Genomic DNA, 20,770 nt, shown 5'->3' on the forward strand with positions numbered 1-20,770 from the left:
CACGGGCGAGGCACGGTCGGGGCACGCTGTGCGGCACGGTTCGGGGGCACGGTTCGCGGCGAGCCATCGTGCGGCCTACGCGGCACGGTCCGCTCGGTCGGTCGTCGCTGTCGTCGGACGAACGGACCCGACCGACGCGCGCGCGCGCGGGGGCGGCTGTTCCAGGCCGGTCCAAGTCCGTCCGGGCTGGTGGTCCAAGCCGGTCCAACCCGGCCAGCTCGCGCGCGTGACGCGCGCGCCCGCGCGCGCGAAGGGGCTCCGATGCTGGTCCAGGCCCGTCACGCCGCGCCAGCGTGGACCGATCCGAAACACGGTCGCACGGATGCCACGAGTGCCGGATCCCGCGCGCGAAGGACGCGCCCGCTTCGTTCAGGCCGGTCCGACCGGATGCTCGCGCGCGTACGCGCGCCCGCGCGCGCGTAGTCCAGCCTGGTCCAGTGCCGGATCCCGCGCGCGCGTCATGCGCGCGCACGCGCGAGGACCGTCGTCCGTGGTCCAGGGGATTCTTTCCTGCCAGGGGCGGGAAAGCCTTGACCCCGCGGCGAGCTCGGCGCCCGTGGAGGCGGCGGCGCGCTGGGAACGGGTGCGGGTTCGGGGCGGCGCGCTCGCCGGCGTCGAGGTGCTCGGCGCGCGGCACGGGGTCGAGGGCGGCGGCGGGCGAGGGTCGAGCGGGTGCGGGGTGGCGCGGTGCGGGCTCTTGATGGCGCGGCGGACGCGGAGCGCGCTCGCGGTGCTCGGCCGGACCGCGAGCACAAGAGCCCTGCGGCGCGCGCTCGCGGGCGCGTGGTGGGCCTGGCGTGCTCTGCCTCGACCAGGTGCGCCTCGTCGTCGCGCTCGCGGTGCGCGGCGGCGGCTCGACGGGCTCGCCAGCCCCCGACGACCCCGCGGCGAGCTCGGCGCCCGTGGAGGCGGCGGCGCGCTGGGAACGGGTGCGGGTTCGGGGCGGCGCGCTCGCCGGCGTCGAGGTGCTCGGCGCGCGGCACGGGGTCGAGGGCGGCGGCGGGCGAGGGTCGAGCGGGTGCGGGGTGGCGCGGTGCGGGCTCTTGATGGCGCGGCGGACGCGGAGCGCGCTCGCGGTGCTCGGCCGGACCGCGAGCACAAGAGCCCTGCGGCGCGCGCTCGCGGGCGCGTGGTGGGCCTGGCGTGCTCTGCCTCGACCAGGTGCGCCTCGTCGTCGCGCTCGCGGTGCGCGGCGGCGGCTCGACGGGCTCGCCAGCCCCCGACGACCCCGCGGCGAGCTCGGCGCCCGTGGAGGCGGCGGCGCGCTGGGAACGGGTGCGGGTTCGGGGCGGCGCGCTCGCCGGCGTCGAGGTGCTCGGCGCGCGGCACGGGGTCGAGGGCGGCGGCGGGCGAGGGTCGAGCGGGTGCGGGGTGGCGCGGTGCGGGCTCTTGATGGCGCGGCGGACGCGGAGCGCGCTCGCGGTGCTCGGCCGGACCGCGAGCACAAGAGCCCTGCGGCGCGCGCTCGCGGGCGCGTGGTGGGCCTGGCGTGCTCTGCCTCGACCAGGTGCGCCTCGTCGTCGCGCTCGCGGTGCGCGGCGGCGGCTCGACGGGCTCGCCAGCCCCCGACGACCCCGCGGCGAGCTCGGCGCCCGTGGAGGCGGCGGCGCGCTGGGAACGGGTGCGGGTTCGGGGCGGCGCGCTCGCCGGCGTCGAGGTGCTCGGCGCGCGGCACGGGGTCGAGGGCGGCGGCGGGCGAGGGTCGAGCGGGTGCGGGGTGGCGCGGTGCGGGCTCTTGATGGCGCGGCGGACGCGGAGCGCGCTCGCGGTGCTCGGCCGGACCGCGAGCACAAGAGCCCTGCGGCGCGCGCTCGCGGGCGCGTGGTGGGCCTGGCGTGCTCTGCCTCGACCAGGTGCGCCTCGTCGTCGCGCTCGCGGTGCGCGGCGGCGGCTCGACGGGCTCGCCAGCCCCCGACGACCCCGCGGCGAGCTCGGCGCCCGTGGAGGCGGCGGCGCGCTGGGAACGGGTGCGGGTTCGGGGCGGCGCGCTCGCCGGCGTCGAGGTGCTCGGCGCGCGGCACGGGGTCGAGGGCGGCGGCGGGCGAGGGTCGAGCGGGTGCGGGGTGGCGCGGTGCGGGCTCTTGATGGCGCGGCGGACGCGGAGCGCGCTCGCGGTGCTCGGCCGGACCGCGAGCACAAGAGCCCTGCGGCGCGCGCTCGCGGGCGCGTGGTGGGCCTGGCGTGCTCTGCCTCGACCAGGTGCGCCTCGTCGTCGCGCTCGCGGTGCGCGGCGGCGGCTCGACGGGCTCGCCAGCCCCCGACGACCCCGCGGCGAGCTCGGCGCCCGTGGAGGCGGCGGCGCGCTGGGAACGGGTGCGGGTTCGGGGCGGCGCGCTCGCCGGCGTCGAGGTGCTCGGCGCGCGGCACGGGGTCGAGGGCCTTATCTTGTACGTCCTAGATGTTTAGAAAGACCGATGATGTGTCATAAAATGTCCGAGCATCCAAAGATAGCGGAATCAAGAGGGTTGCGTCTGTCAGGGGTGTGCTTTCGCACAGCGGGCGCTTGCCCCACCCGCTGCGGCCGTGAGATACTTCGATCATCATGGCGCCGCGGGAATACGCCCCTATTACGCCGGCCGTGCTCAAGTGGGCGCGCGAGGCGGCGGGCTACACGGTCGACGACGTTGCGGCGAAACTGAAGACAGCGCGTGGTCGTGTACTCGCATGGGAATCCGGCACCGAGCCCTTGCCTGTTGGACGGCTCGATAGACTCGCGAAAATCTATAAGCGTCCGACAGCACTCTTCTATATGCCGGCACCGCCGCCGGAAGAAGAAGTCGGTCCGCGTGATTTTCGCGACGCGCCTTTGAAGGTTTCTCCGGAGCTGACCTATCAAATCAGGCTAGCTCACGAGAGGTGTGCCGCGGCACTGGATCTCCTCGAGGAACTCGATGGACGTGCGCCCAGGTTCGAGTTTACATGTAAAGAAAGTGAGCGCCCCAATGAGGCGGGGGCTCGACTCCGAAATTTGTTGGCGGTTAGCGTAGCGGAGCAGGAATCCTGGTGGGGCAAGGACCGGAGCGGATATACCGCCTGCAATGCGTGGAAGGCTGCGGCTGAGAAGAACGGTGTCCTTGTGTTCCAAGCCTCGAAGCGGAACATGGATGGTGCACGCGGCTTTTCGCTACACGCGGGACTAATGCCAGCTGTTGTCTTGAGCTCCGATGACGCTCCCACGGGTAGGGCGTTCACGCTCATTCATGAACTCGCACATCTTGGGCTGCGCGAGGGTGGGCTCTGCGATCTTCATGAACGCGGAGTCGAAGCGTTCTGCAATAAGGTCGCTGCTGCTGTATTGATGCCCGAACGAGAGTTGCGAGTGAGTGTCGCCCGGTGGAAGAAACTGAGCAAAGATGGCGTGTGGCCTGATGAGCCACTTACGAAAATGGCCAACACGTTTTCTGTGAGCTTGCAGGCCCTCGTCTTGCGTCTTGTTGAGATCGGTGAGGCTACGGCGGCATTTTACAAGAGCAAATTGCCAGAGTTTCGCGCGCGAGCCGCACAGGCTAAGTCGGAGTCTGGCTTTGTACCTCCTCACGTTCTTGCGATTGCACACAACGGACGCGAGTTTACTCGGCTTGTTGTTGATGCGTATCATCGTGGCGCCATTACTGAGCACCGGGCCTCGACATATCTGCGCATATCCCACGAGCAACTTCCAAAGGTGGTTGACGACATGATGAGGTACGCTCTGAAGAGGGCGTCGTGAAGAGTGGCGACGCAAGTGTCTTCGTCGTGGATGCAAGCGTCTGGATCTCCGCTCATCAGGTGCGGTATCCGAGTGATGTGTTCCCGACACTCTGGAGCCATCTGAAATCTTCCGCTGAAGCCGGACGCATTCGGTGCCCTCGCCAGGTAGTGCATGAACTCGGCAGCAACAAATCGGGAGTTGCTGCCTGGGTGCGCAACTTGAAACAACTCGTGATCAAAGAGACTGCACCGGTGCAGAGGCGCGCTGGTGAAATACTTTCTGAATACAATAACTTGCTGCATGGCGCCACGCACGATGCGGCCGATCCGTGGCTTATCGCATATGCAGAGGCGGCTGGCTGGGTCGTCGTTACTGAAGAGAAGATGTCGCAGAACGTTGCCAAGCCGAAGATCCCCAACATATGCTCGGACCTAGGGATTGAGTGCATCGACACCGTTGCGATGCTTAGGCGTCTTGGGTTGAGGCTTTGACGAGATCGTCTCTGGGCGAGGGCTCTGCCGTCGTCGGTTCTAGCTAGCGATCGTTGTGCTGTGCACGGCCACACTCTTGACGAGTGCTTTGCGCCTGCGATGCTCAGGTTGCCGGTGCAGGCGTCGAAGCTGCTAGATGTGCTGCGACTAACTCACGATTCGATCCTGGTCAGATAGCGTGACTACGAGTCGGTAATCTGAGCGGCCCTTTGTGTTTTCGTCCAGTTCGATGTATGCATGCCAGCCGGCTTCTTTGTATGCGCGAGCGGCCGCAGCCCAAACTCTCCAGGGCAACGTGCCTTCTTTATGAGCGGAGAGATTTGCGCTCACTAGGGGAAGCATTATTTGCGCATACGGAGCAGACTTAAGTCTGGAGTCAATGTGCTCGATGAGCTTCTCAAGATTGCTTCGATCCTCATCGGAAAGTTCTTTTCCTTGTTTCGCTGTGAACATGTACGTTCTTTCCGGGGTTGCGGGGGGTGAGAGCGTCGCTCTCGACAATGTGAGCACAGGTTGGCACCATAATGGTGCGCAAGCGCAATCCACGATAGATGTCCAGTAGTTGGAAGTCTAGGAACGATCCCAACCTCCTGCTTTAGACAGCGTCTTTCGGGCGAGTCGTCAAGGAAGAATCTGCTCGGTCGTTCAGATTGACAGAAGCGGCGCCTCCGCCTCGCGGCCGCCTACCTGCGCCTCCGGAGCTTCCGAGCGAGGCGGGCCCGTGCGAGCCGCAGGCTCTACCTGTCGTGCCGCACGAAGAGCTGGTCGATGGCTTCGAGCGCCTGAATGGCGCCGACCGCCTGCTGAGCCGCTGCGCGCTCGGCCTTGGTTCTGGCCTCAATGAGGGCGTCGAGCACGGCAGCCCAGAGCTTGTCGCGGTTCCACGGGCGCACGCCGGGGAAGTCGCAGAGTGCGGGGACCTCGCTCGCGATGAGGGAGAGATCCTCGTCGGTTAGAACGCGCTTCCTGTTGTCAGGACTGCTCATCGGCGCCACCTCCGGAGCCGCAGCGCGAGCGCCTCCCTGGCGATCCTGAGTCTGGACGCCGCGGTGCTCGGGTTCATCCGGCGCCGCTTGGCGTACGCGGCGAGCGACTCCGGGGCGTCCACCGAGAGCAACGCCTCGACTTGCCAGTCCGGGAGCTCGGTCATGGCCTCCAGCACCTCGCGCGCCTCGATCTGGGCGTGCATGTCGATGCCGACGGGCTCGCGCAACAACCCGAGCGGCGACGGATGAAGCACGGCGCGGCGCACGTACGCGCTGTGAACGTAGTGCGAGGCGAGGCGCCAGGCGATGCCGTGCAGCCACTTCCGCAGCGCGTCGCGCGGCTTGTCCCGCGGGTCAGGCCGGTACATCCCGCGGCGGACGGCGTTCCAGGCGTTGAGCAACACCTCGGCCTCGACGTCGCGCCGGTCGCGTCGCGGGATGCCGGCCAGCGTCGCTAGGACGATTCCACGCTCGGCCATGATCGCCTCCATCGTCGGCTTCTTCCGGGGATGTCGTGCGGCGGGCGGGCGTCCGGCCCCCTTCCGCCGGGGCTTCATCCGCTCCTCCCGCAGACTGTAGCGAGGGGTGCGCGGAGGTAGCGCGCCACGGGAGCGCGCCAGGAGCGGGCGGCGGGCAGCAAGAGCGCGGGCGAGCTGCGAGCGACGCCGACCAGCGCCCGCGGCGGGTGGGTCTCGGGCTCTATAAGGAGGAGGGAGGCGGGCGAGCGGCGGCGCGCGGGCGCGCCGCTCCCTTGGCCCGCGGACGGCGGGCGAACTACGGTCAGCATGTCGGACCTCGCGAGAACGGGGTTCGGCCACGCGGCCCGGGGTGCTTCCAACACCCGCGGGCCGCACTGTTTTGGCGGTCAACAAACCGTAGGTCCGCACAAGATGGCTCCTCCGTTCCGGGAAGCTGAGTTCGACATCCGGTGGGGAGCGGGCATCGACGGCGCGGCGGATCTCATCGACTTCGCCTGCCAGATCGGGGTCGTCGAGAAGAGCGGCGCGCACCTGTCGTTCGCGGGCGAGCACATCGGGCAGGGGAGGGAGCGCGCCCGCGAGGCGCTGCTCGGCAAGCCGACGCTCGCCACGTCGCTCCGCGCCGCCGTCGATGCGGCGGCGCCGGTGCGCGCTAACGGTGGCAACGGCGGCGCGGCGATGGATGCATGAGCCCGAGCAGGCGGCGCGCCGGCGGCCCGTCGCCGCCGGGCGCCGCTCGTCCTTCTGAACCACCCTCGGGGACGACATGGCCTGTCGCGGGCGGGGATGAAACGGCCGCAGATGTCGTTGGTGACAGCGATTGACGCTCTCGAACGACAGTAGACGATGGCAGATGACAACAACGTGGTGAACTGGAGCACATCATGACTGACGGACTGAACAAGGTAATTCTCATGGGCAACCTCGGCTCGGATCCGGAGCTGCGCTACACCGGCAATGGCACGCCGGTGCTCCAGCTGCGTATGGCGACGAACGAGTCGTTCGTCGACAAGAACAAGGAGCCGAAGGAGCGCACGGAGTGGCACAACATCGTGTTCTGGGGGCAGCGCGCCGAGGCGCTCGCGAAGGTCCTGTCCAAGGGAGACGGTGTGCTCATCGAGGGCGGGCTGCGCACGTCGAGCTACGAGAAGGACGGCATCCGGCGCTACCGCACCGAGGTGATCGCGCGGGATCTCCGCTTCACGGGGCGGCGGGGCGTGGCGCAGGCGCTGCCGGGTCCGGACGACGACGGCGAGGCGACGCAGCCCGGGGTCGAGGTGCCGACCACCGCGCGGCTCGGGAAGAACGGCGCGCGGGGGCGGCCGCCGGAAGTCCCAGCGCTGGATGAGCTGCCGTACTGACGGCGGGGTAGCGACGAGCGAGGCGGCTGGGAGAAGCCGCCTTGCGGCGCCCCTCGCCCCCGCGGGCCCCCGCGCGACGCGGCCGGAGGCTGCCGATGAATGCGCGCCCGTGCGGCGCCTGGGCGTGCTCCTGGCAGCCGCGCACCCCGTCGGGTCGCCTGGCATGTGCCAGCTCGTCGCCGCGCCAGCAACGCGAACCATTCTCCCAAGGACGGCTCGATTGCTCTGCTCGTGGGCCATCGGTCGTCGACCGTCCGGCCATTTGGCGCAGCACGATTCTTCGCCAACCACCTGTCGCTCCTCGCGCGTCCTGGGCGCCACCCGTCGCAGCGCCATTGGGCCGCTGAGCTCGGCGTGTGGCGTGTTGCTGGATTCCAGTGATACGGGTCTCCGGGGGTCAATCTCTCCTCGCGGCTATTCGTCACGGAGCCGTTGGCGCGTGGCGTCAGCTGCAGATGGCTGAGTTAATCATTCGAGGAGGCCATCAAGCGGTAGACATTATCCGGCGGTGCCGGCTGAAGAGCTCTCGTGTCCTACATGGGCCCAGAAAAGTGATTCGTTGAGTCGATGGGATGTTCGAAGTGTGTTGACGGATGCATTGTATTGGGAGTAAACATTGGATGCTAGGCTCGACGCGACCAGGTGCGATTCTATCGCTGTACACGATCGGCCTCCTCTACCGAATCTGCTCGGCCTGCAGAACGGCAACGTGGTAACCGTTAACCGAGGTAATTCATGCTCAGCAATATGGCTCGTTTCCTGATGGTGTCTGCTGCTGCTTCTTTCGTCGCGCTTGGCTCTGCCCCGGCCGATGCGTGCGTCGATATTTCCGACACCGCGCTCGATCTCATCGCTGATACCACACCGGTGGCGAGCGGCGCTGTGTTCTTCACGGCGGTCCAGAAGGCGGCTTTCGGATACACGAGCACAGACATCGCCGTCCTCTGGGGCAACGTCAGCCCGAACTCGGCGCTGTACTTCGACAACTTCTTCGCGGTTGCCCCCGCAACAAGCCACTTCACAGAGATCACGAACGTCGCCAACATTGCTGCGGGCGACGTCCTCATCATCGACGCGACGGAGTCGTACTCCGGGCACACCGCGATCATCACGGGCCCAGTGACGCAGGTCTTGCCGGCGCTGTCCCCGGTCTACGGGACCACGAAGCAGTGGGCGTTGCCGATCGCCGACTCCACCTCCTCGAAGCACGGCTGCAGTGTGGCCTATCCTGACAGCCGGTGCGTTGGCGGCGTGTTCACGGCTGGGGAGGGGACGGCCTATATGCGTCTCTACGCCAATGATCTCACGGGAGTCCCGGGAGGCCACACATGGAGCGTCGCTTCGGTCGGTACAAGCAGCTATTACTCGATCTCGGACCGGCCCTTCAAGATCGGCAGGCTGACGCCGTGCCCTCCGCTCTGATCTGAGCTCCGGCTCGATGTCCTGAGAGGCCCCGCGCGCGCTCGCGGCGCCGTGGCCGCCAGGCGATCCTGAGGGCGCTTGCTCTCAGGATCGCCCTCTCCCCTTCGGCGTTTACGGCGTTCCGCCCTTCTCGGCCGCCGCGGGCACGCGGCAGAGCTGGGCGATGCCCTTCCCGCTCAGCTTCTCGCGGGTCAGCTCGAACTGCGGCACGTACATGCAGAAGCGGCCGCCCTTCTCGGTCGCGATGCTCGTTCGACGCGAGATCATCTCTTCGAGCTCCGAGCGGCTGACGGCCTTGTCCGTCTTCAGCGTGTCCGAAACCTTGAGATCGACCGCGTTCGGGCAGCTGACGCTGGCGGCTACGGTGAGGTTGGGCTTCACCTTCTCCTGACCCTCGCGATAGTCAGCACCTGGCCCCGCCTGGCCGCCCCCTTCAGCCCTGCCGGCCTGTGCGCCTGCGCTGGGCTGGCTGCCGCCTTGAGCGCCGCCGGCATGAGCCTGGGCCCGGCTGCCGTCGGTATGGCCCTGCTCTCCGGCGCCGCCCCGTCCCAGGTTGCCGCCGCCGGTCTGGCCGCCCGACGGCTGCTGCGACTTGCCTGCGGCGACGGGCTCGATCCGACCGTTCACGGAGGCCGTGTAGGTGCACCCTTCCTCGACCGGGAACGAGATCTGTTCCTGGAGCTTTATCGCCTGTTTCTTCTGACCCTGCTGCTGCTGCTGCTGCCCGCGCTGTGCGCCGCTCGGGCTGGGCTTGTCGCCCTGATGCTGCGCACCGCCCTGCGCCGCTCCCGGCGTGCCCGATTCGCGTTGCTGCGGCGTGCTCTTGCCGCCCGTCTGAGCAGCTGCGAGCGCCGGCACGACCGCGAGCGCTCCCATGGCGAGCGCAAGTTGGATGGACCGATTCGATTTCATATTACCCCCAACCGTAGAATCTGCTTCCGATCGTACTCATCACCGCCGCGGGCCGACCGCCCACTAGGCGGCTTGTTCCCAGACCTTCCTTGACAGCGCGTCCTTGATCCACGCGAGGTGCCGCTGCTCATCGGCGTAGTTGCGCTCGACGATCGCGCGCGCCTCGGTCGTGAGCGACTCGTCCAGCGCGGCCTGGTACTGCCGGTTTGTGAGCTCCTCGTTGCCGCGCATGGCGAGGAGCGCGCTCTGGTCTCCCTGGCTCGTGATCGCCGTGAATCCTTCGATGAGCTTGCCCTTGAGGTCGCGGGTCTGTGCCGCGACGCCGCCGAGCGACGTCACATGCGCGGTCAGATCCACCACGTGGCGCGCGTGATCGTCCCTGAAGCTCGCGAGCCTCTCCTTGGTATGAGCGTGCTCGCACGCCTCGATGGCGCGGTCATAAGCGGCGATCGCGTCGCGATCGAGCTGGATGAGGTCGTTGAACACCTCGAAGACGTCTCTCGCCATGATGGACACTCCTTCCGGGATCGCGCTCCGCTCGGACCCCCCCGCCCACCACCTGGGGCATTTGCGTGGGGGCGCAAGCCATGCGCACGTCGTCGCAGGAACTTGTGGTCACCGTCGGCGCGCTCGGCTCGGCCGGCGCTCGCGCGGCCGCTGGCGGCCGCGGCGGGCGGCCCGGCATCCCGATCGGCCCGGCAACCTCGACCTGGCACGGACCGTGAAAGCCGTTGGAAGGTGGGAGATGGGAAACCCTACAGCTTTCGTGGACTGGCGCCGCCAGCGCAGGCGCCGCGGGGAGATGGGATGTGCCTATGAAATGCTCTCTTGGCTGCTCGATGCGAGCCGCGCTCGCGCTGCTCCTCGTCGCCTCCGCGGCCTGCGCCGAGGGGCTCGCGAGCGCGCCCAGCATCAACCGCGAATGGACCCCGGACGACCGTGGGCAGGACGCCATCGCGAATGGCCCGCGCTCCTGCCCGAGGGAAGGCCCCGATCCGCTCTCACCCCCGGGTGAGCTGCGCGATATCTGTCCCAAGGTCGCTCCGCCGAGGCTGCCCAACGCCGCCGCGTCGCCCTGAGCGCAGCCGGTTCGCGCAAGCAAACCTCGCTGCGTCCTCTGGCCTCACGCTCGCGCGCGCAGGAGCTCGCGGCGGGCTCCGCACGCAGGAGGTCCTTCTGCGGTCGACCGCGTCTACAATTACAATCGACCACCCGGATGCGGCTGTGCCTGCCAGCGCAAAGGCAGAATGTCCCGGCTGAGGCGAACTGCCTCATGCAGGAGGGACGATCGCCCGGACTCCGGTGTGCGCCTCTACGGCTCGGGCGCGCCAGCTCCCGCCGCGGCGCCCGCTGCGGCGGGGCGACTCCGCCGCTCGCCCGCAGGGCACTCGTGGAGCCCGGCGCCCGCTGCGTCGACCGTGAGCTGGGCTGTCCGGCGCTGCCGCGCGATCGGGATGGTGACGGGCTCCTCGATGAGCTCCGGCGCCAGCGCGCCGCGGGCGGGGATGAAGCGCGGCTCGCCGGGCTTGCGATCCTCGGCCACCGTCCACGCGCGCGGCACCTTCCTCAGCCCGATGGGGTAGAGGGTGAGCCCCTCGCGGTGAACGTGAATCCGCAAGAAGTTCTTGTAGTCCTGGATCCGGAGCGCCGAGAACGCTTCGTTGCCGTGGCGCCGCGCGACGTTGAGCGAGATCAGGAGGTAGAGGCCCATGATCGTCGACCCGACCACGGCGCCGGTGGCGCCGACGAAGAGCGTCACGCCGAGGAGGCTCCACATGGACGGGAGGTCCTGGACGTCGACACCGAGCAGCGCGCCGCCGAGGTGCGCGAGCCCCAGCGCCGCCGCGAGGTGCGCGAGCGCGTGGAGCGAGCCCGCGAACCGGCGATACCATGTCTTGTAGGTGTCCGTGAAGACGATGAACACGAGCACGACGACGAGGACCCACCCCACGGCCCCCGGCCCGGGACGGGGCAGCGTCAGGGAGGAGAGCATGTAGACGAAGGCGGCGGCAGGCCAGAAGCCGAGGTTGTGCCGAGCGAACGAGAGGTTGCGCCAGGCGAGCCGGCGCGACTCCGACTCTGAAGGAAACGAGGCACGCAACATATAAGGGCGCTGGTCGGTGCCCGCGCCGGAGCGGACGACGGTGACGGGCTCGCCGTGGGTCGGGTGCAGGAACGCGCCGCCGCCGCCGGCGATGATGTTCTGCCGGCCATCCGCGGACTCGTGGCGGCGATAGTGGTGCAGATCTCCCGCGATGCGCGCGACGATCTCGACCCCGGGCCGCGCGTCGGCGAGCTGCTTCTCGAAGAAAGCGAGGTTGCTCTGGAGCTCTGGGTTGTAGATGGCGCCTTTCACCCAGTCGGGCTCGGCGGTGCAGAGGATCACGCGGTCGCCGTCGCGCATGTCGTGCGTCGCCAGCTTGCAGAAATACTCGATCTGCGGCTGATCGATGTCGGACTCGAGCTGGATGTCGACGCCGAGCAGCCAGAAGCCGTGGGGCAGCTTCAGCGCGAAGTAGCTCCGCGACTGGAACGTCTTCCAGGCGCCGAGCGTGCGCTTCTGGCCGAAGAGGCGCATGAAGCTCATCAGCCCGTCGTACCAGTCGTGGTTGCCTGGGATAGCGAACAGGTGCGGCGCCTCCGTCACATCGGCCTTCGGGAGCGCGGCCGCGTAGGGCTCGACGAGCCGCGTCCAGTACGCCTGACGCGTGGCCGAGGGGTACACCTGGTCGCCGCCCATGATGAGCACCTCTCCGCGCCTCGTCTCCCGGCCGCCGAGCGAGAGGACCGGTCGCGCGAGGAGGCTGGCGATCGCGTAGGTGGGGTTGAAGCCATCGCCCGTGTCCGCCACGTAATCGATCCAGAGCTCGTCGCGCGCGACGCCGTTTCGGACGGCATAGTCGAAGGGCGGCTGCGGCCCCGCGATCGCCTCGAGGAGGCGGAAATCGTCGCGCGCGCCCATCAGGCGGGAGACGGTCATGTCGAGCGCGGAGCGGGCCAGCTGGAAGGGGCTGTACCAGCAGGTCATGAGGCTCCGCTGGAGCGCCGCGAGCTGCTCGCGATCCGGGCGATCGATCATCCGTCCCTCCGCTCAAGGGAGGTTATCACCGCCGGAGCGCCGCGTCGCCTCGCCCGAGCGCCTCAGCGCGGCACGGCGACGTCGTGGGCACTCACGCTAGGCGAGATCACCGCCCTCCTTGAGGCAGCCGGCGAGCTCGCTGAGGAGCTTGTCGGTCGCCTCCAGACCGCTCGTGAAGGCTTCTCCCTCCTTGGCTCGGCGGGTGAGCCGCATGTCGGGCGAGAGTCGGTAAGGTGAGCTCTTCGGCTGGACCAGCTTGAGCACCTTGGCATGATCGAGCGGGGTGTCCTCGCGCAAGTGCAGCGTGACCCCCTTGGCGCTCGCCTCGCATGCGAGCGCCTTCAGGCGGCGCAGCTCGGTCTTGAGCCGCATGAGGTGCACGAACCGGCGCGCCTCGAGCGGAGGCGGGCCGAAGCGATCCTCCATCTCGACCGCGAGGTCCTGCACGTCCTCGGTCGAGGCGGCACCGGCGAGCCGCTTGTAGAGGGAGAGGCGTACGCCTACGTCGGAAATGTACTCTTCTGGCAGAAGCGCGTCGGCATCGAAGGAGAGCTCGGTGTCGACGTCGTGAACCACGGGCTCGCCGCGCAGCTCGTGGACGGCCTCGTCGAGCATCTGGCAGAAGAGCTCGAAGCCAACCTGGGCGACGGTGCCGCTCTGCTCGGCGCCGAGGAGGTCGCCGGAGCCGCGCAGCTCCAGGTCGAGCGAGGCGATCTGGAAGCCGGAGCCGAGCTCGGTGTGGCGCTCGAGGGCCTCGATGCGGGCGCGGGCCTCGTCGGTCATGGCGTTCGGGGGCGGGACGATGAGGTAGCAGTAGGCCCGCTCCTTGGAGCGGCCGACGCGGCCGCGCAGCTGGTAGAGCTGCGAGAGGCCGAACATGTCGGCGCGGTCGATGAGGATGGTGTTGGCGCGGGGGATGTCGAGGCCGCTCTCGATGATGGCGGTGGCGCAGAGGACGTCGTAGCGCCCCTCGACGAAGTCGAGCATCGCCTGCTCGAGGTTCTGCTCGCTCATCTGGCCGTGGGCGACGCAGATGCGGGCGCTCGGGACGAGCTCGGCGAGGCGGGCGGCGCGCTCGTAGAGGCCCTCGACGCGGTTGTAGACGTAGAACACCTGGCCGCCGCGGCCGAGCTCGCGGAGGACGGCCTCGCGGAGGACGGCCTCGTCGTGGCGGGTCACCACGGTGCGGATGGCGCGGCGATCGATCGGGGGGGTCGTGATGATCGACATGTCGCGGAGGCCGGAGACCGCCATCTGGAGGGTGCGGGGGATGGGGGTGGCCGAGAGCGTGAGGACGTCGACGTTGGTCTTGAGGGCCTTGATGCGCTCCTTGTGGGTGACGCCGAAGCGCTGCTCCTCGTCGACGACGAGCAGGCCGAGCCGCTTGAAGTGGACGTCCTTGGAGAGGAGGCGGTGGGTGCCGATCACGACATCGACGCTGCCGTCGCGGAGGCCGCGGGAGACGTCGTCCTGCTCCTGCTTGGTCTGGAAGCGGGACATGGCGCGGACCTCGATGGGGTAGGAAGCCATCCGCGAGCGGAAGCTGAGGTAATGCTGCTGCGCGAGCACCGTGGTTGGGCAGAGGACGGCGACCTGCCTGCCGGCGTTGGCGGCGCGGAAGGCGGCGCGGATGGCAACCTCGGTCTTTCCGAACCCAACATCGCCGCAGACGAGGCGGTCCATCGGGCGGCCGGACTCGAGGTCGGCCGCAACCTCGGTGATCGCCCGGGCCTGGTCGGGCGTCTCGTCGAAGGGGAAGGTCGCCTCGAAGGCGCGGTAATCGTCGTCTGGCGGAGGGACGGGCTCCGCCGTGGCGGCGCGGCGCTCGGCGTAGAGGCGGAGGAGCTCGTCGGCCATCTTGCGGACGCTCTTCTCGACCCGCGCCTTCGTCTTGGCGAATGTCTGCCCGCCGAGCCGGTCGAGCTTGGGGGCGCCCTCGCCGCCGCTGAATTTCTGGATCTGGTTCAGGCGGTAGACCGGGAGGTAGAGCTTGTCGCCCCCGGCGTACTCGACGGCGATGAGATCGACCGTGGTTGAGCCGACCTGCTTGTGGACGAGGCCAAGATACCGCCCGATGCCGTGCTCTACGTGGACGACGTAGTCCCCGACGCCCAGATTGCGGAGGTCCTCGAGGAAGGCCTGCGACGGCTTCGTGGAGGAGGAAGCGGCGCGTGCGGCGCGGCGGTGAGCGCGGGCACCGAAGATTTCCTCCTCCGTGACCAGCGCGAGCCCCTCGGCAGGAGCGATGACGCCGCGCGCAAGCGAGCCCGTTACGACGAGGGCCGTGTCGCGCGGAGACGCGGAGCTGCTGCCATCGAAGAACGCGGGGTCGAACGGACCGAGGTTGGCCTTCACCCGCACGTCGCGATGGCGGAGCAGGGCGACGAGGCGCTCAACCTGGGTTTGCGCGCGTGCGGCGATGAGCACTCGTAGGCCCGCTTCTTGCCATGCGACCACGCGACGAACGAGCGGGTCGAGGGCGCCGTGCTTGCCGCGTGAAGCACGGGCGATCTTGATCGCGCGCTCGAGGTCCGACTGATCGCGCGCCGCGAGCGATGGGACGTCCTCAGGGACGACCTCGAAGCGCTCCAGCGAGTTCCGATTTTCCGCAGCACCCTCAACCCCGGTGCGGTGCAGGGCAAGCACCGTACGGGCGCCGAGCCACGAGGCAATGTGCACCTCGTCCTCGTAGAAGGCGGGCAGCGGGAAGTGCGGCTCACGGTCCTTGTGGCTCTGATCGGCCGCGGCGCGACCGAGCTCGTCGCGCACGGCGGCGGTGACGGAGGAGGGGTCCTCTAGGACGATGAGCGCGTCGTCGGGCAGGTACGACGTGAAGGAGACGAGGTCGATGAAGGCAGGCAAGTAGCCTTCGGCCCCGAAGAAAGCGCGACCGCTCGCGACGTCGTCGACCAAGGCGCGCGCCTTGGTCGAGGGGAAGTCGATGACGTCACACGCGGCGCGCACCCGCTGGCGGGCTCGCTCGACATTTGCAGGCGTGAGGATCGCCTCGCGCGCCGGCGGGATCCAGACCTCCTTCACATCGGCGACCGTGCGCTGGTCGTCGGGGTTGAAGGTCTTGATCGATGCGACGATGTCTCCGTAAAAGTCGATGCGCACCGGCAGCTCGGCGGAGGGCGCCCAGACATCGAGGAGGGCGCCGCGGACGGCGAATGTCCCGGGATCTTCTACCAGGGGGCTGCGGACGTAGCCGGATGCACCGAGGCGGGCCGAGAGCGCGTCGCGATCCATCTCCTGCTCGGCGATGACGAGCTCGGCGTGTTCGGTGATCTCGTCCCTGGGTACGACCTTGCGGGCGAGCGCGGTGATGGGGCAGACGAGGACCGACCAGGGAAGGTCCATGCCGAGGTGGAAGAGCGTGGCGAGGCGTGTCTGGGCGCCCCGGCGGTCCGGGTTGACATCCGCGTAAGGGCTGGCCTCGTTCGGCAAGTAGAGAAGGACGCGGCCGAACGTGGTCGAGCCGGCGGCCTCGGCGTCATCGGCGTCCCGGTCGACCAGCAGGAACGACGCGTCGGCTGCCAGAGCGCGGGCGCTGTCGACGTCGGGGGTGAGGGCGATGATCCGGCGCCCGGCGGCGGCCGCGACGAGGCGACGGATGACGAGTGCGCCGGCCGAACCGGCCGAGCCTGTGACATGACGGGTGCCAGGTGGCGCCGCGGCGAGCTCTGCGGCGAGCTCACGGGGCGTGATGACCCGGCGGTCTGCCGGGAGGTCGAACGACGGGAGCGGCTCGAAGTCGGCCGGCGTGGAGGCGGGCGGGCCGCTGGTAGCGGTATCGTTCGAAGCACTGTCGTCGATGTGGCCTGAGAGCTCGGCGATCGTGGCGCTGAGCGGGGAGCTCGAGGTGGAGGTGAGGAAGCGCTCGGGGGGCATCGGCGCAGCGCGGTCTAGCATGGGCGGAGCGATTCGACCCGCCGTTGTTTTCGCGACCTGACCGTGGTTCGCGCCGCGCAGGTGCCACCCTGCCGTGCTGCGGCCGGGAGCGCAACCACAGCGTGCTGGGAGTGTATCGCGTGGACGTCGTAGGAGGGGGCGCTACACGACGGGTACTTCAGATCGGCCCCGGTCCTGAATGGCTTCTAGTCACGACGGTAATGTCGACTATCGACTCCACGCCGGCATTTCGACCGCTCGGACTCTGCTCACGCCGAGCCTGGTATCATCGAGCGAACCGAGCTGGCGAGCCGGCGCGCCTGCCGGCCAGCCGAATCGCCCGACGTAGTGCATGAGTCAAGCCCTGGAGGAGGACGAATGTGTGGTCCTGCCGTTGCCTGCAATAACGCCGTGTCGTATTCAGGTCTCGGTAGTAGTGTGCGGCGGACGAGCTGATATCCCATGTTTCGGCTTTTGTGAACTGCTCTGGTGTCAATGTGTGCTGGTCCTGCATCTATGTCGCCGCTGGCTCGCCCTCGTTAACGGTGACACCGTGGAACACGCGCATCCACCACGTTCCCGCAGGGAAGGTTACGCTGCGAACACCTGCGCGCCATTGATTGATCGAATGTCGGTATGCGATGCGAAAGGCGTGAACGGCAGCGATGGCGGCGTTCTGTGCGCCTGCCTGTCTGCGGCCGACCGCGAATGTTGGATTGAGATCGCGAAGAGGCTCGACGCTCGTTGCTCGCTTGTAAGGAGAAATATTCCTCGCGCGCGCAGCCCCCAGGAAGCCAAGCCTTTGTCGTTGCAGGGTAGTGCGAGCCTGTCTCTCGTGCAGATCGATCCTTTCGGTGATCTCGTGGCGAAATTTGTCAGCGTCGCAGTCGTTGATTGACGGCGGAAGTGTGATCGCAAGTGCTGCGTCGGTTGGCCATTCGTGGTTCCGTGGATTGAAGTATATTTCAGGCCTTTGGACCCGCAGCACGCCGCGGCCGATGTCGCCGACGAGCACCTTGGCTCCTGGCCACTCATGCGCATGCTGTACGAGACCAGCAGCGACCGGATTGGCGAGTGTGTAAGCGATCTTCTCCACGAGAGCGTCCCGTGTTGTTAGCCGTACCACGCTGGTTGCTCGATGGTCCCACACCGGCCCTTCCCACGCGCGCAAGATCTTGGTCCCGAGAGCGACAAGTCGATGGAATCTCTGTAGAAATCGTGGGAGCTCGCCGTGCGTGTCTGTGACAACGATATGAATGTGCGTGGACATTACGCAGAGGGCGTGTATGAGGATACCATAGCGGTGGGCCGAGACCGCCAGGGTATAGATCACGAGCCGTGTGATCGCGGAGTCGGGGCGGAAGAGAAAGTGCCTTCGCAGTACACGGCGGGTGAGAAGATACGTAGCGCCGGGGACGATCGCACGAGGCTGGCTCATGTCCGACGGGTATGTCAAGCGCCGTGCCGGACTCGAAGTCCGCCGATTTTTGAAGATTTGGGTGATTGAATGGGTGGCGGCCGCCATCCACTCCGCCACCTTCCGCCACCCAGTGGTCAGGTCGGGGGGGGGGCAGGGCAGAGTGCAACGTAGCTCGGTAGACGGAAAACAAGAGCTCAACAGCTCTACAGGTGGACCCCGCCTCCTAGCGATACCCCCCACGTTGTTGCCCCTCGCTGCCCGGTCACCCCGGACGGCGCATCCAGGTTGACGGCAACCTGGGAGCGTACGAACACCGGCTCTAATTCCACATTCGCATACAAGGTTGCTGCCCACTGTGAGAAATCTCGCCCTGCGAGCGGCGCCGACTGTGCGAGCATCTGCACCCGCACTCCGGGGGTCAGCGGGCCCATCCGCAAGCCGGCGTGAGCGGCGGCCACGACCGCCAGCCGAGACGGATTGGCGTTTACGGAAACGAGCACGGCTGGATCCAGCTCAGCGCCGACGATCACCGGCATGGACAGCTCCGCCCGGCTGCGGAGCAACAGCGCGATCGGGATCGCGTTCGGTGCCCACATCCAGTAATCCGCGAACCCGCGCGCGGCCGTAGCTACGGCGTAATTGTATTCGACCTCCGTATTTTCCGGGATGGTGCCAGGGAACGTCGTCACCGGCGGTGCAACCCCGACCCCGGCATAGATCGAGCGGTTTTGCTCCTCGAGCAGCGCCGCCTGCACGGTCACGAACGGATTCCCGAACCGGAACGCCGAGCGCCGCGCCTCGCTCTCGATCCGAAACGTAGTCCAGGCCGAGGTGACGTCCGTGGTTGCGAGCAGCCAGCTGTTCAGGCGAACGCCCGCCGCCACCTGCGCCGCGACATGAATCGTATTCAGCGCCCGGTCCTGCGGCGAGGCCGTGAAGATACCGTACAGCGCAATATGACCGCGGCCGCCAGGTCGCACCGGAATGTCCCCCGTCGTCTGTGCCCAGCTTGGCGCCGCCCCCGCCGACGCAACCACGGTGACCGTGAGCGCGAGCCCGAACGCCCGCCTCCTCACTTCGTCCTCCGGAATTTCTGCACGCCGCGACCCCTCAGGCTGGTGACGTAGACGCTGCCGTCGTGCCCCACGGCGATCCCGTGCCCCCAATCGATCTCCCCGGGACCGTCCCCCGATGTGCTCCACCGGTCCACAATCTTCCCGTCGAGGCTCATCCGCAGCACATGCCCCCGCGGCCGCTCCGGATCCTGATCGCCTCCGTCCACAACGTAGACGTGCCGATCGGGTCCGAAGGCGATCGCCCACGGTCGCCCCAGCGCGGCGCTCTTCCACTGCGCCAGATAGTCGCCGTTCGCGCTGAAGACCTGAACACGCGCGTTCTCCCGGTCCGCCACGTAGACGCGCCCCTCGTCGTCGGTGACGATGCCGTGAGGCGTGTCGAGTTGTCCCCGCCCGAAGCCCTTCTCGCCCCACTCCATGACGAACTCGCCGTCCTCGGAGAAGCGCGCGATCCGCGCATGGTTGTAGCCGTCCGCCACATAGACATCGCCGTCCAGGCCGAAGGCCACGTTGGTGGGCCGGTCGAACTGCTCCGGGCTCGCCGCGCACCCGATACCCGCGAGCAATACGAGGATCCACACACCGATGCCCTTCATGGCACCTCGCCGAGGGTCATGACCACATCCCCCTCCGCCGTCAGCTTGAACACCCGGTTCTGCTCGGAGTCCGTCACCCAGACGAAGTCGTTGCGATCCACCTCGATCCCGTGCGGATAGAAGAACAGCCCCTCTCCCCACGCGTCGAGCAGCTCGCCCGTCTCTGGATCGAAGACCAAGATCGTGGGTTCGCTGATCGGCGCGTCGTTCCCTGACGTGCGCCCGGCCGCATGGCTCACCAGCACGCGCCCCCGCGCGTCGACCGCCACGTCAAGCGCCGGGCCGAACACCATCCCGTCAGGGACACGCGGCCACCCGTCCGCCACCGCGTACGGCGCTACAGGCGCGTCGTCCGCCGCCGGAGGTCGCGACGTGCACGCCCCCGCGAGCGTCAACCCTACCAGCCAGCGGCGGCCCCCGCGCTGCGCACAGGAGACCGACGTTGCGTTGCGAAGCAGCCATCCCATGACCAAGGATAACAATGTTATCCTGATGGCGTCAACGGGCGAGGCGCGGACGTGGCAAGATGGTGGGCATGGGTGTGATGGATGCCGATGAACCGGTGGAGCGCGTGTTCATGGCGCTCTGCGAGGGACGGTTGACGCGCGACGATCTGACGGCCCGCAAGATCGCCGCGTTCCTGGGCCAGACGACGATGGTGCTGTATCACCACTTCGGCTCGCTCGATGGATTCCTCATCCGCGTCGATGGCCTCGGGTGGCGGCGGCTCGCCGAGCGCCTCGACGCGCGGGCGCGCGGCGGCGCCGACGCGCGGTCGCTCGCCGTCGGTTACGTCGAGTTCGCGCTGTGCCATCCGGACCTGTACTGGCTGATGGCCGAGCGCCGCTTCGACCGCGCCCGCCTGCGCGAGCAGGGGCGCCTGCGGCTCGCGCGCCCTCTTTGGAGCTCATTCGTCGAGCTCTTGCGCCATCATGGCAGCAGGCAGCCGGAGGAGGATACCCACGTGCTCTTCGCGGGCCTCCATGGCATCGCGATGCTCGCACTGAGCGGGCGCTCCAACCTGAGCGGGCGCTTCAACCTGGGTGAGGTTTCTTCCTGGAAAAATCCTTCCACCCTGGTTTCTTCCAGCCTGGGTGGGACCCCATTCAACCCGGGTGAGGAGCCGAACCTGGGTGAGAGGCCCGCCAGGGGTGAGGAACCGAACCTGGGTGAGGGGTCCACCGCCAACCCAGGTGAGGGCCCCGCGGGTGAGGGCCCCGCCGCAGATACGGAGGTGGCCTTCGCCGCGGCACGCCGTCTCGCGGACCTCGTCCTCCCCGTCCGTCCCCCCGAGCCGACCGCCTCCCAGGCGGGCCACGACCGCGGCGGCCCCGGGCGCAGCGCCTGAGCCGTCCGCCCAGGCGCG

The 20,770-nt window shown here is 68.3% G+C and carries 18 protein-coding genes; 8 read left to right on the forward strand and 10 right to left on the reverse strand.

Features of this window, described 5'->3' with window-relative positions; translation table 11 throughout:
• Positions 1 to 2,181: 2,181 nt before the first annotated feature.
• The 3 genes from WMF29_RS14130 (at position 2,182) to WMF29_RS14140 (ending at position 4,182) form a co-directional block, all read left to right on the forward strand.
• A complete protein-coding gene (locus WMF29_RS14130) occupies positions 2,182 to 2,406 on the forward strand; it encodes a hypothetical protein (RefSeq protein ID WP_437329319.1) in 225 nt (74 codons plus the stop codon).
• Between the two features lie 136 nt (positions 2,407 to 2,542).
• Positions 2,543 to 3,709: an ImmA/IrrE family metallo-endopeptidase gene (locus WMF29_RS14135; RefSeq protein WP_437329320.1), complete on the forward strand. Its 1,167-nt coding sequence runs from the start codon at positions 2,543 to 2,545 to the stop codon at positions 3,707 to 3,709.
• On the forward strand, positions 3,706 to 4,182 hold the full coding sequence (locus WMF29_RS14140) for a DUF4411 family protein (RefSeq protein WP_437329321.1): 477 nt from the start codon (positions 3,706 to 3,708) through the stop codon (positions 4,180 to 4,182). Before WMF29_RS14135 ends, WMF29_RS14140 begins: the two co-directional genes overlap by 4 nt.
• Before the next feature lie 737 nt (positions 4,183 to 4,919).
• Here the strand turns inward: WMF29_RS14140 and WMF29_RS14145 are convergent.
• Both WMF29_RS14145 and WMF29_RS14150 read right to left on the reverse strand, forming a co-directional pair.
• The gene (locus WMF29_RS14145; RefSeq protein ID WP_437329322.1) at positions 4,920 to 5,168 is read right to left on the reverse strand and encodes a hypothetical protein; all 249 of its coding nucleotides are present in this window, start codon (positions 5,166 to 5,168) and stop codon (positions 4,920 to 4,922) included.
• Positions 5,165 to 5,725, reverse strand: a complete 561-nt coding sequence (locus tag WMF29_RS14150) for a sigma-70 family RNA polymerase sigma factor (protein ID WP_437329323.1) — start codon at positions 5,723 to 5,725, stop codon at positions 5,165 to 5,167. The genes WMF29_RS14145 and WMF29_RS14150 overlap by 4 nt, the downstream gene beginning before the upstream one ends.
• Positions 5,726 to 6,058: 333 nt before the next feature.
• Between WMF29_RS14150 and WMF29_RS14155 the strand changes: the two genes are divergently transcribed.
• The 3 genes from WMF29_RS14155 (at position 6,059) to WMF29_RS14165 (ending at position 8,430) form a co-directional block, all read left to right on the forward strand.
• On the forward strand, positions 6,059 to 6,337 hold the full coding sequence (locus WMF29_RS14155; RefSeq protein WP_437329324.1) for a hypothetical protein: 279 nt from the start codon (positions 6,059 to 6,061) through the stop codon (positions 6,335 to 6,337).
• Positions 6,338 to 6,531: 194 nt separating this feature from the next.
• A complete protein-coding gene (locus WMF29_RS14160) occupies positions 6,532 to 7,008 on the forward strand; it encodes a single-stranded DNA-binding protein (protein WP_437329325.1) in 477 nt (158 codons plus the stop codon).
• A gap of 735 nt (positions 7,009 to 7,743) precedes the next feature.
• Positions 7,744 to 8,430, forward strand: a complete 687-nt coding sequence (locus WMF29_RS14165) for a hypothetical protein (protein WP_437329326.1) — start codon at positions 7,744 to 7,746, stop codon at positions 8,428 to 8,430.
• Between the two features lie 111 nt (positions 8,431 to 8,541).
• On the opposite strand, the gene WMF29_RS14170 is transcribed toward WMF29_RS14165, so the two are convergent.
• Both WMF29_RS14170 and WMF29_RS14175 read right to left on the reverse strand, forming a co-directional pair.
• Positions 8,542 to 9,306, reverse strand: coding sequence for a hypothetical protein (locus tag WMF29_RS14170; RefSeq protein ID WP_437329327.1), 765 nt, complete (start codon positions 9,304 to 9,306; stop codon positions 8,542 to 8,544).
• Between the two features lie 99 nt (positions 9,307 to 9,405).
• Positions 9,406 to 9,849, reverse strand: a complete 444-nt coding sequence (locus tag WMF29_RS14175; RefSeq protein ID WP_437329328.1) for a ferritin-like domain-containing protein — start codon at positions 9,847 to 9,849, stop codon at positions 9,406 to 9,408.
• Between the two features lie 308 nt (positions 9,850 to 10,157).
• On the opposite strand from WMF29_RS14175, the gene WMF29_RS14180 reads away from it, so the two are divergent.
• Positions 10,158 to 10,421, forward strand: a complete 264-nt coding sequence (locus WMF29_RS14180) for a hypothetical protein (RefSeq protein WP_437329329.1) — start codon at positions 10,158 to 10,160, stop codon at positions 10,419 to 10,421.
• A 233-nt stretch (positions 10,422 to 10,654) separates the two neighbouring features.
• On the opposite strand, the gene WMF29_RS14185 is transcribed toward WMF29_RS14180, so the two are convergent.
• The 6 genes from WMF29_RS14185 to WMF29_RS14210 all read right to left on the reverse strand — a co-directional run bounded on the left by WMF29_RS14185 (position 10,655) and on the right by WMF29_RS14210 (position 19,871).
• Positions 10,655 to 12,421, reverse strand: coding sequence for a metallophosphoesterase (locus WMF29_RS14185; protein WP_437329330.1), 1,767 nt, complete (start codon positions 12,419 to 12,421; stop codon positions 10,655 to 10,657).
• A gap of 96 nt (positions 12,422 to 12,517) precedes the next feature.
• Entirely contained in the window at positions 12,518 to 16,333 is a 3,816-nt protein-coding gene (gene mfd / locus WMF29_RS14190) for a transcription-repair coupling factor (RefSeq protein ID WP_437329331.1), read from the reverse strand.
• Between the two features lie 493 nt (positions 16,334 to 16,826).
• Complete coding sequence (locus WMF29_RS14195; RefSeq protein WP_437329332.1) at positions 16,827 to 17,750, reverse strand: transposase; 924 nt, start codon at positions 17,748 to 17,750, stop codon at positions 16,827 to 16,829.
• Between the two features lie 185 nt (positions 17,751 to 17,935).
• Positions 17,936 to 18,712: a hypothetical protein gene (locus WMF29_RS14200; protein WP_437329333.1), complete on the reverse strand. Its 777-nt coding sequence runs from the start codon at positions 18,710 to 18,712 to the stop codon at positions 17,936 to 17,938.
• A gap of 92 nt (positions 18,713 to 18,804) precedes the next feature.
• On the reverse strand, positions 18,805 to 19,404 hold the full coding sequence (locus WMF29_RS14205) for a hypothetical protein (protein ID WP_437329334.1): 600 nt from the start codon (positions 19,402 to 19,404) through the stop codon (positions 18,805 to 18,807).
• Positions 19,401 to 19,871, reverse strand: a complete 471-nt coding sequence (locus WMF29_RS14210) for a hypothetical protein (RefSeq protein ID WP_437329335.1) — start codon at positions 19,869 to 19,871, stop codon at positions 19,401 to 19,403. Before WMF29_RS14210 ends, WMF29_RS14205 begins: the two co-directional genes overlap by 4 nt.
• A 68-nt stretch (positions 19,872 to 19,939) precedes the next feature.
• Between WMF29_RS14210 and WMF29_RS14215 the strand changes: the two genes are divergently transcribed.
• Positions 19,940 to 20,752, forward strand: a complete 813-nt coding sequence (locus WMF29_RS14215) for a TetR/AcrR family transcriptional regulator (protein WP_437329336.1) — start codon at positions 19,940 to 19,942, stop codon at positions 20,750 to 20,752.
• Positions 20,753 to 20,770 lie beyond the last annotated feature (18 nt).

Source organism: Sorangium sp. So ce381 (genome assembly GCF_051473845.1).
Classification (GTDB): domain Bacteria; phylum Myxococcota_A; class Polyangia; order Polyangiales; family Polyangiaceae; genus Sorangium; species Sorangium atrum.

Bases quoted from the DNA above. Each gene is read 5' to 3' on its own strand.
- WMF29_RS14205 (WP_437329334.1), bottom strand. From the start codon at position 19,404: ATGAAGGGCATCGGTGTGTGGATCCTCGTATTGCTCGCGGGTATCGGG.
- mfd (WP_437329331.1), bottom strand. From the start codon at position 16,333: ATGCTAGACCGCGCTGCGCCGATGCCCCCCGAGCGCTTCCTCACCTCC.
- WMF29_RS14210 (WP_437329335.1), bottom strand. From the start codon at position 19,871: ATGGGATGGCTGCTTCGCAACGCAACGTCGGTCTCCTGTGCGCAGCGC.
- WMF29_RS14195 (WP_437329332.1), bottom strand. From the start codon at position 17,750: ATGAGCCAGCCTCGTGCGATCGTCCCCGGCGCTACGTATCTTCTCACC.
- WMF29_RS14180 (WP_437329329.1), top strand. From the start codon at position 10,158: ATGAAATGCTCTCTTGGCTGCTCGATGCGAGCCGCGCTCGCGCTGCTC.
- WMF29_RS14175 (WP_437329328.1), bottom strand. From the start codon at position 9,849: ATGGCGAGAGACGTCTTCGAGGTGTTCAACGACCTCATCCAGCTCGAT.
- WMF29_RS14165 (WP_437329326.1), top strand. From the start codon at position 7,744: ATGCTCAGCAATATGGCTCGTTTCCTGATGGTGTCTGCTGCTGCTTCT.
- WMF29_RS14155 (WP_437329324.1), top strand. From the start codon at position 6,059: ATGGCTCCTCCGTTCCGGGAAGCTGAGTTCGACATCCGGTGGGGAGCG.
- WMF29_RS14135 (WP_437329320.1), top strand. From the start codon at position 2,543: ATGGCGCCGCGGGAATACGCCCCTATTACGCCGGCCGTGCTCAAGTGG.
- WMF29_RS14160 (WP_437329325.1), top strand. From the start codon at position 6,532: ATGACTGACGGACTGAACAAGGTAATTCTCATGGGCAACCTCGGCTCG.
- WMF29_RS14185 (WP_437329330.1), bottom strand. From the start codon at position 12,421: ATGATCGATCGCCCGGATCGCGAGCAGCTCGCGGCGCTCCAGCGGAGC.
- WMF29_RS14215 (WP_437329336.1), top strand. From the start codon at position 19,940: ATGGGTGTGATGGATGCCGATGAACCGGTGGAGCGCGTGTTCATGGCG.
- WMF29_RS14150 (WP_437329323.1), bottom strand. From the start codon at position 5,725: ATGAAGCCCCGGCGGAAGGGGGCCGGACGCCCGCCCGCCGCACGACAT.
- WMF29_RS14145 (WP_437329322.1), bottom strand. From the start codon at position 5,168: ATGAGCAGTCCTGACAACAGGAAGCGCGTTCTAACCGACGAGGATCTC.
- WMF29_RS14170 (WP_437329327.1), bottom strand. From the start codon at position 9,306: ATGGGAGCGCTCGCGGTCGTGCCGGCGCTCGCAGCTGCTCAGACGGGC.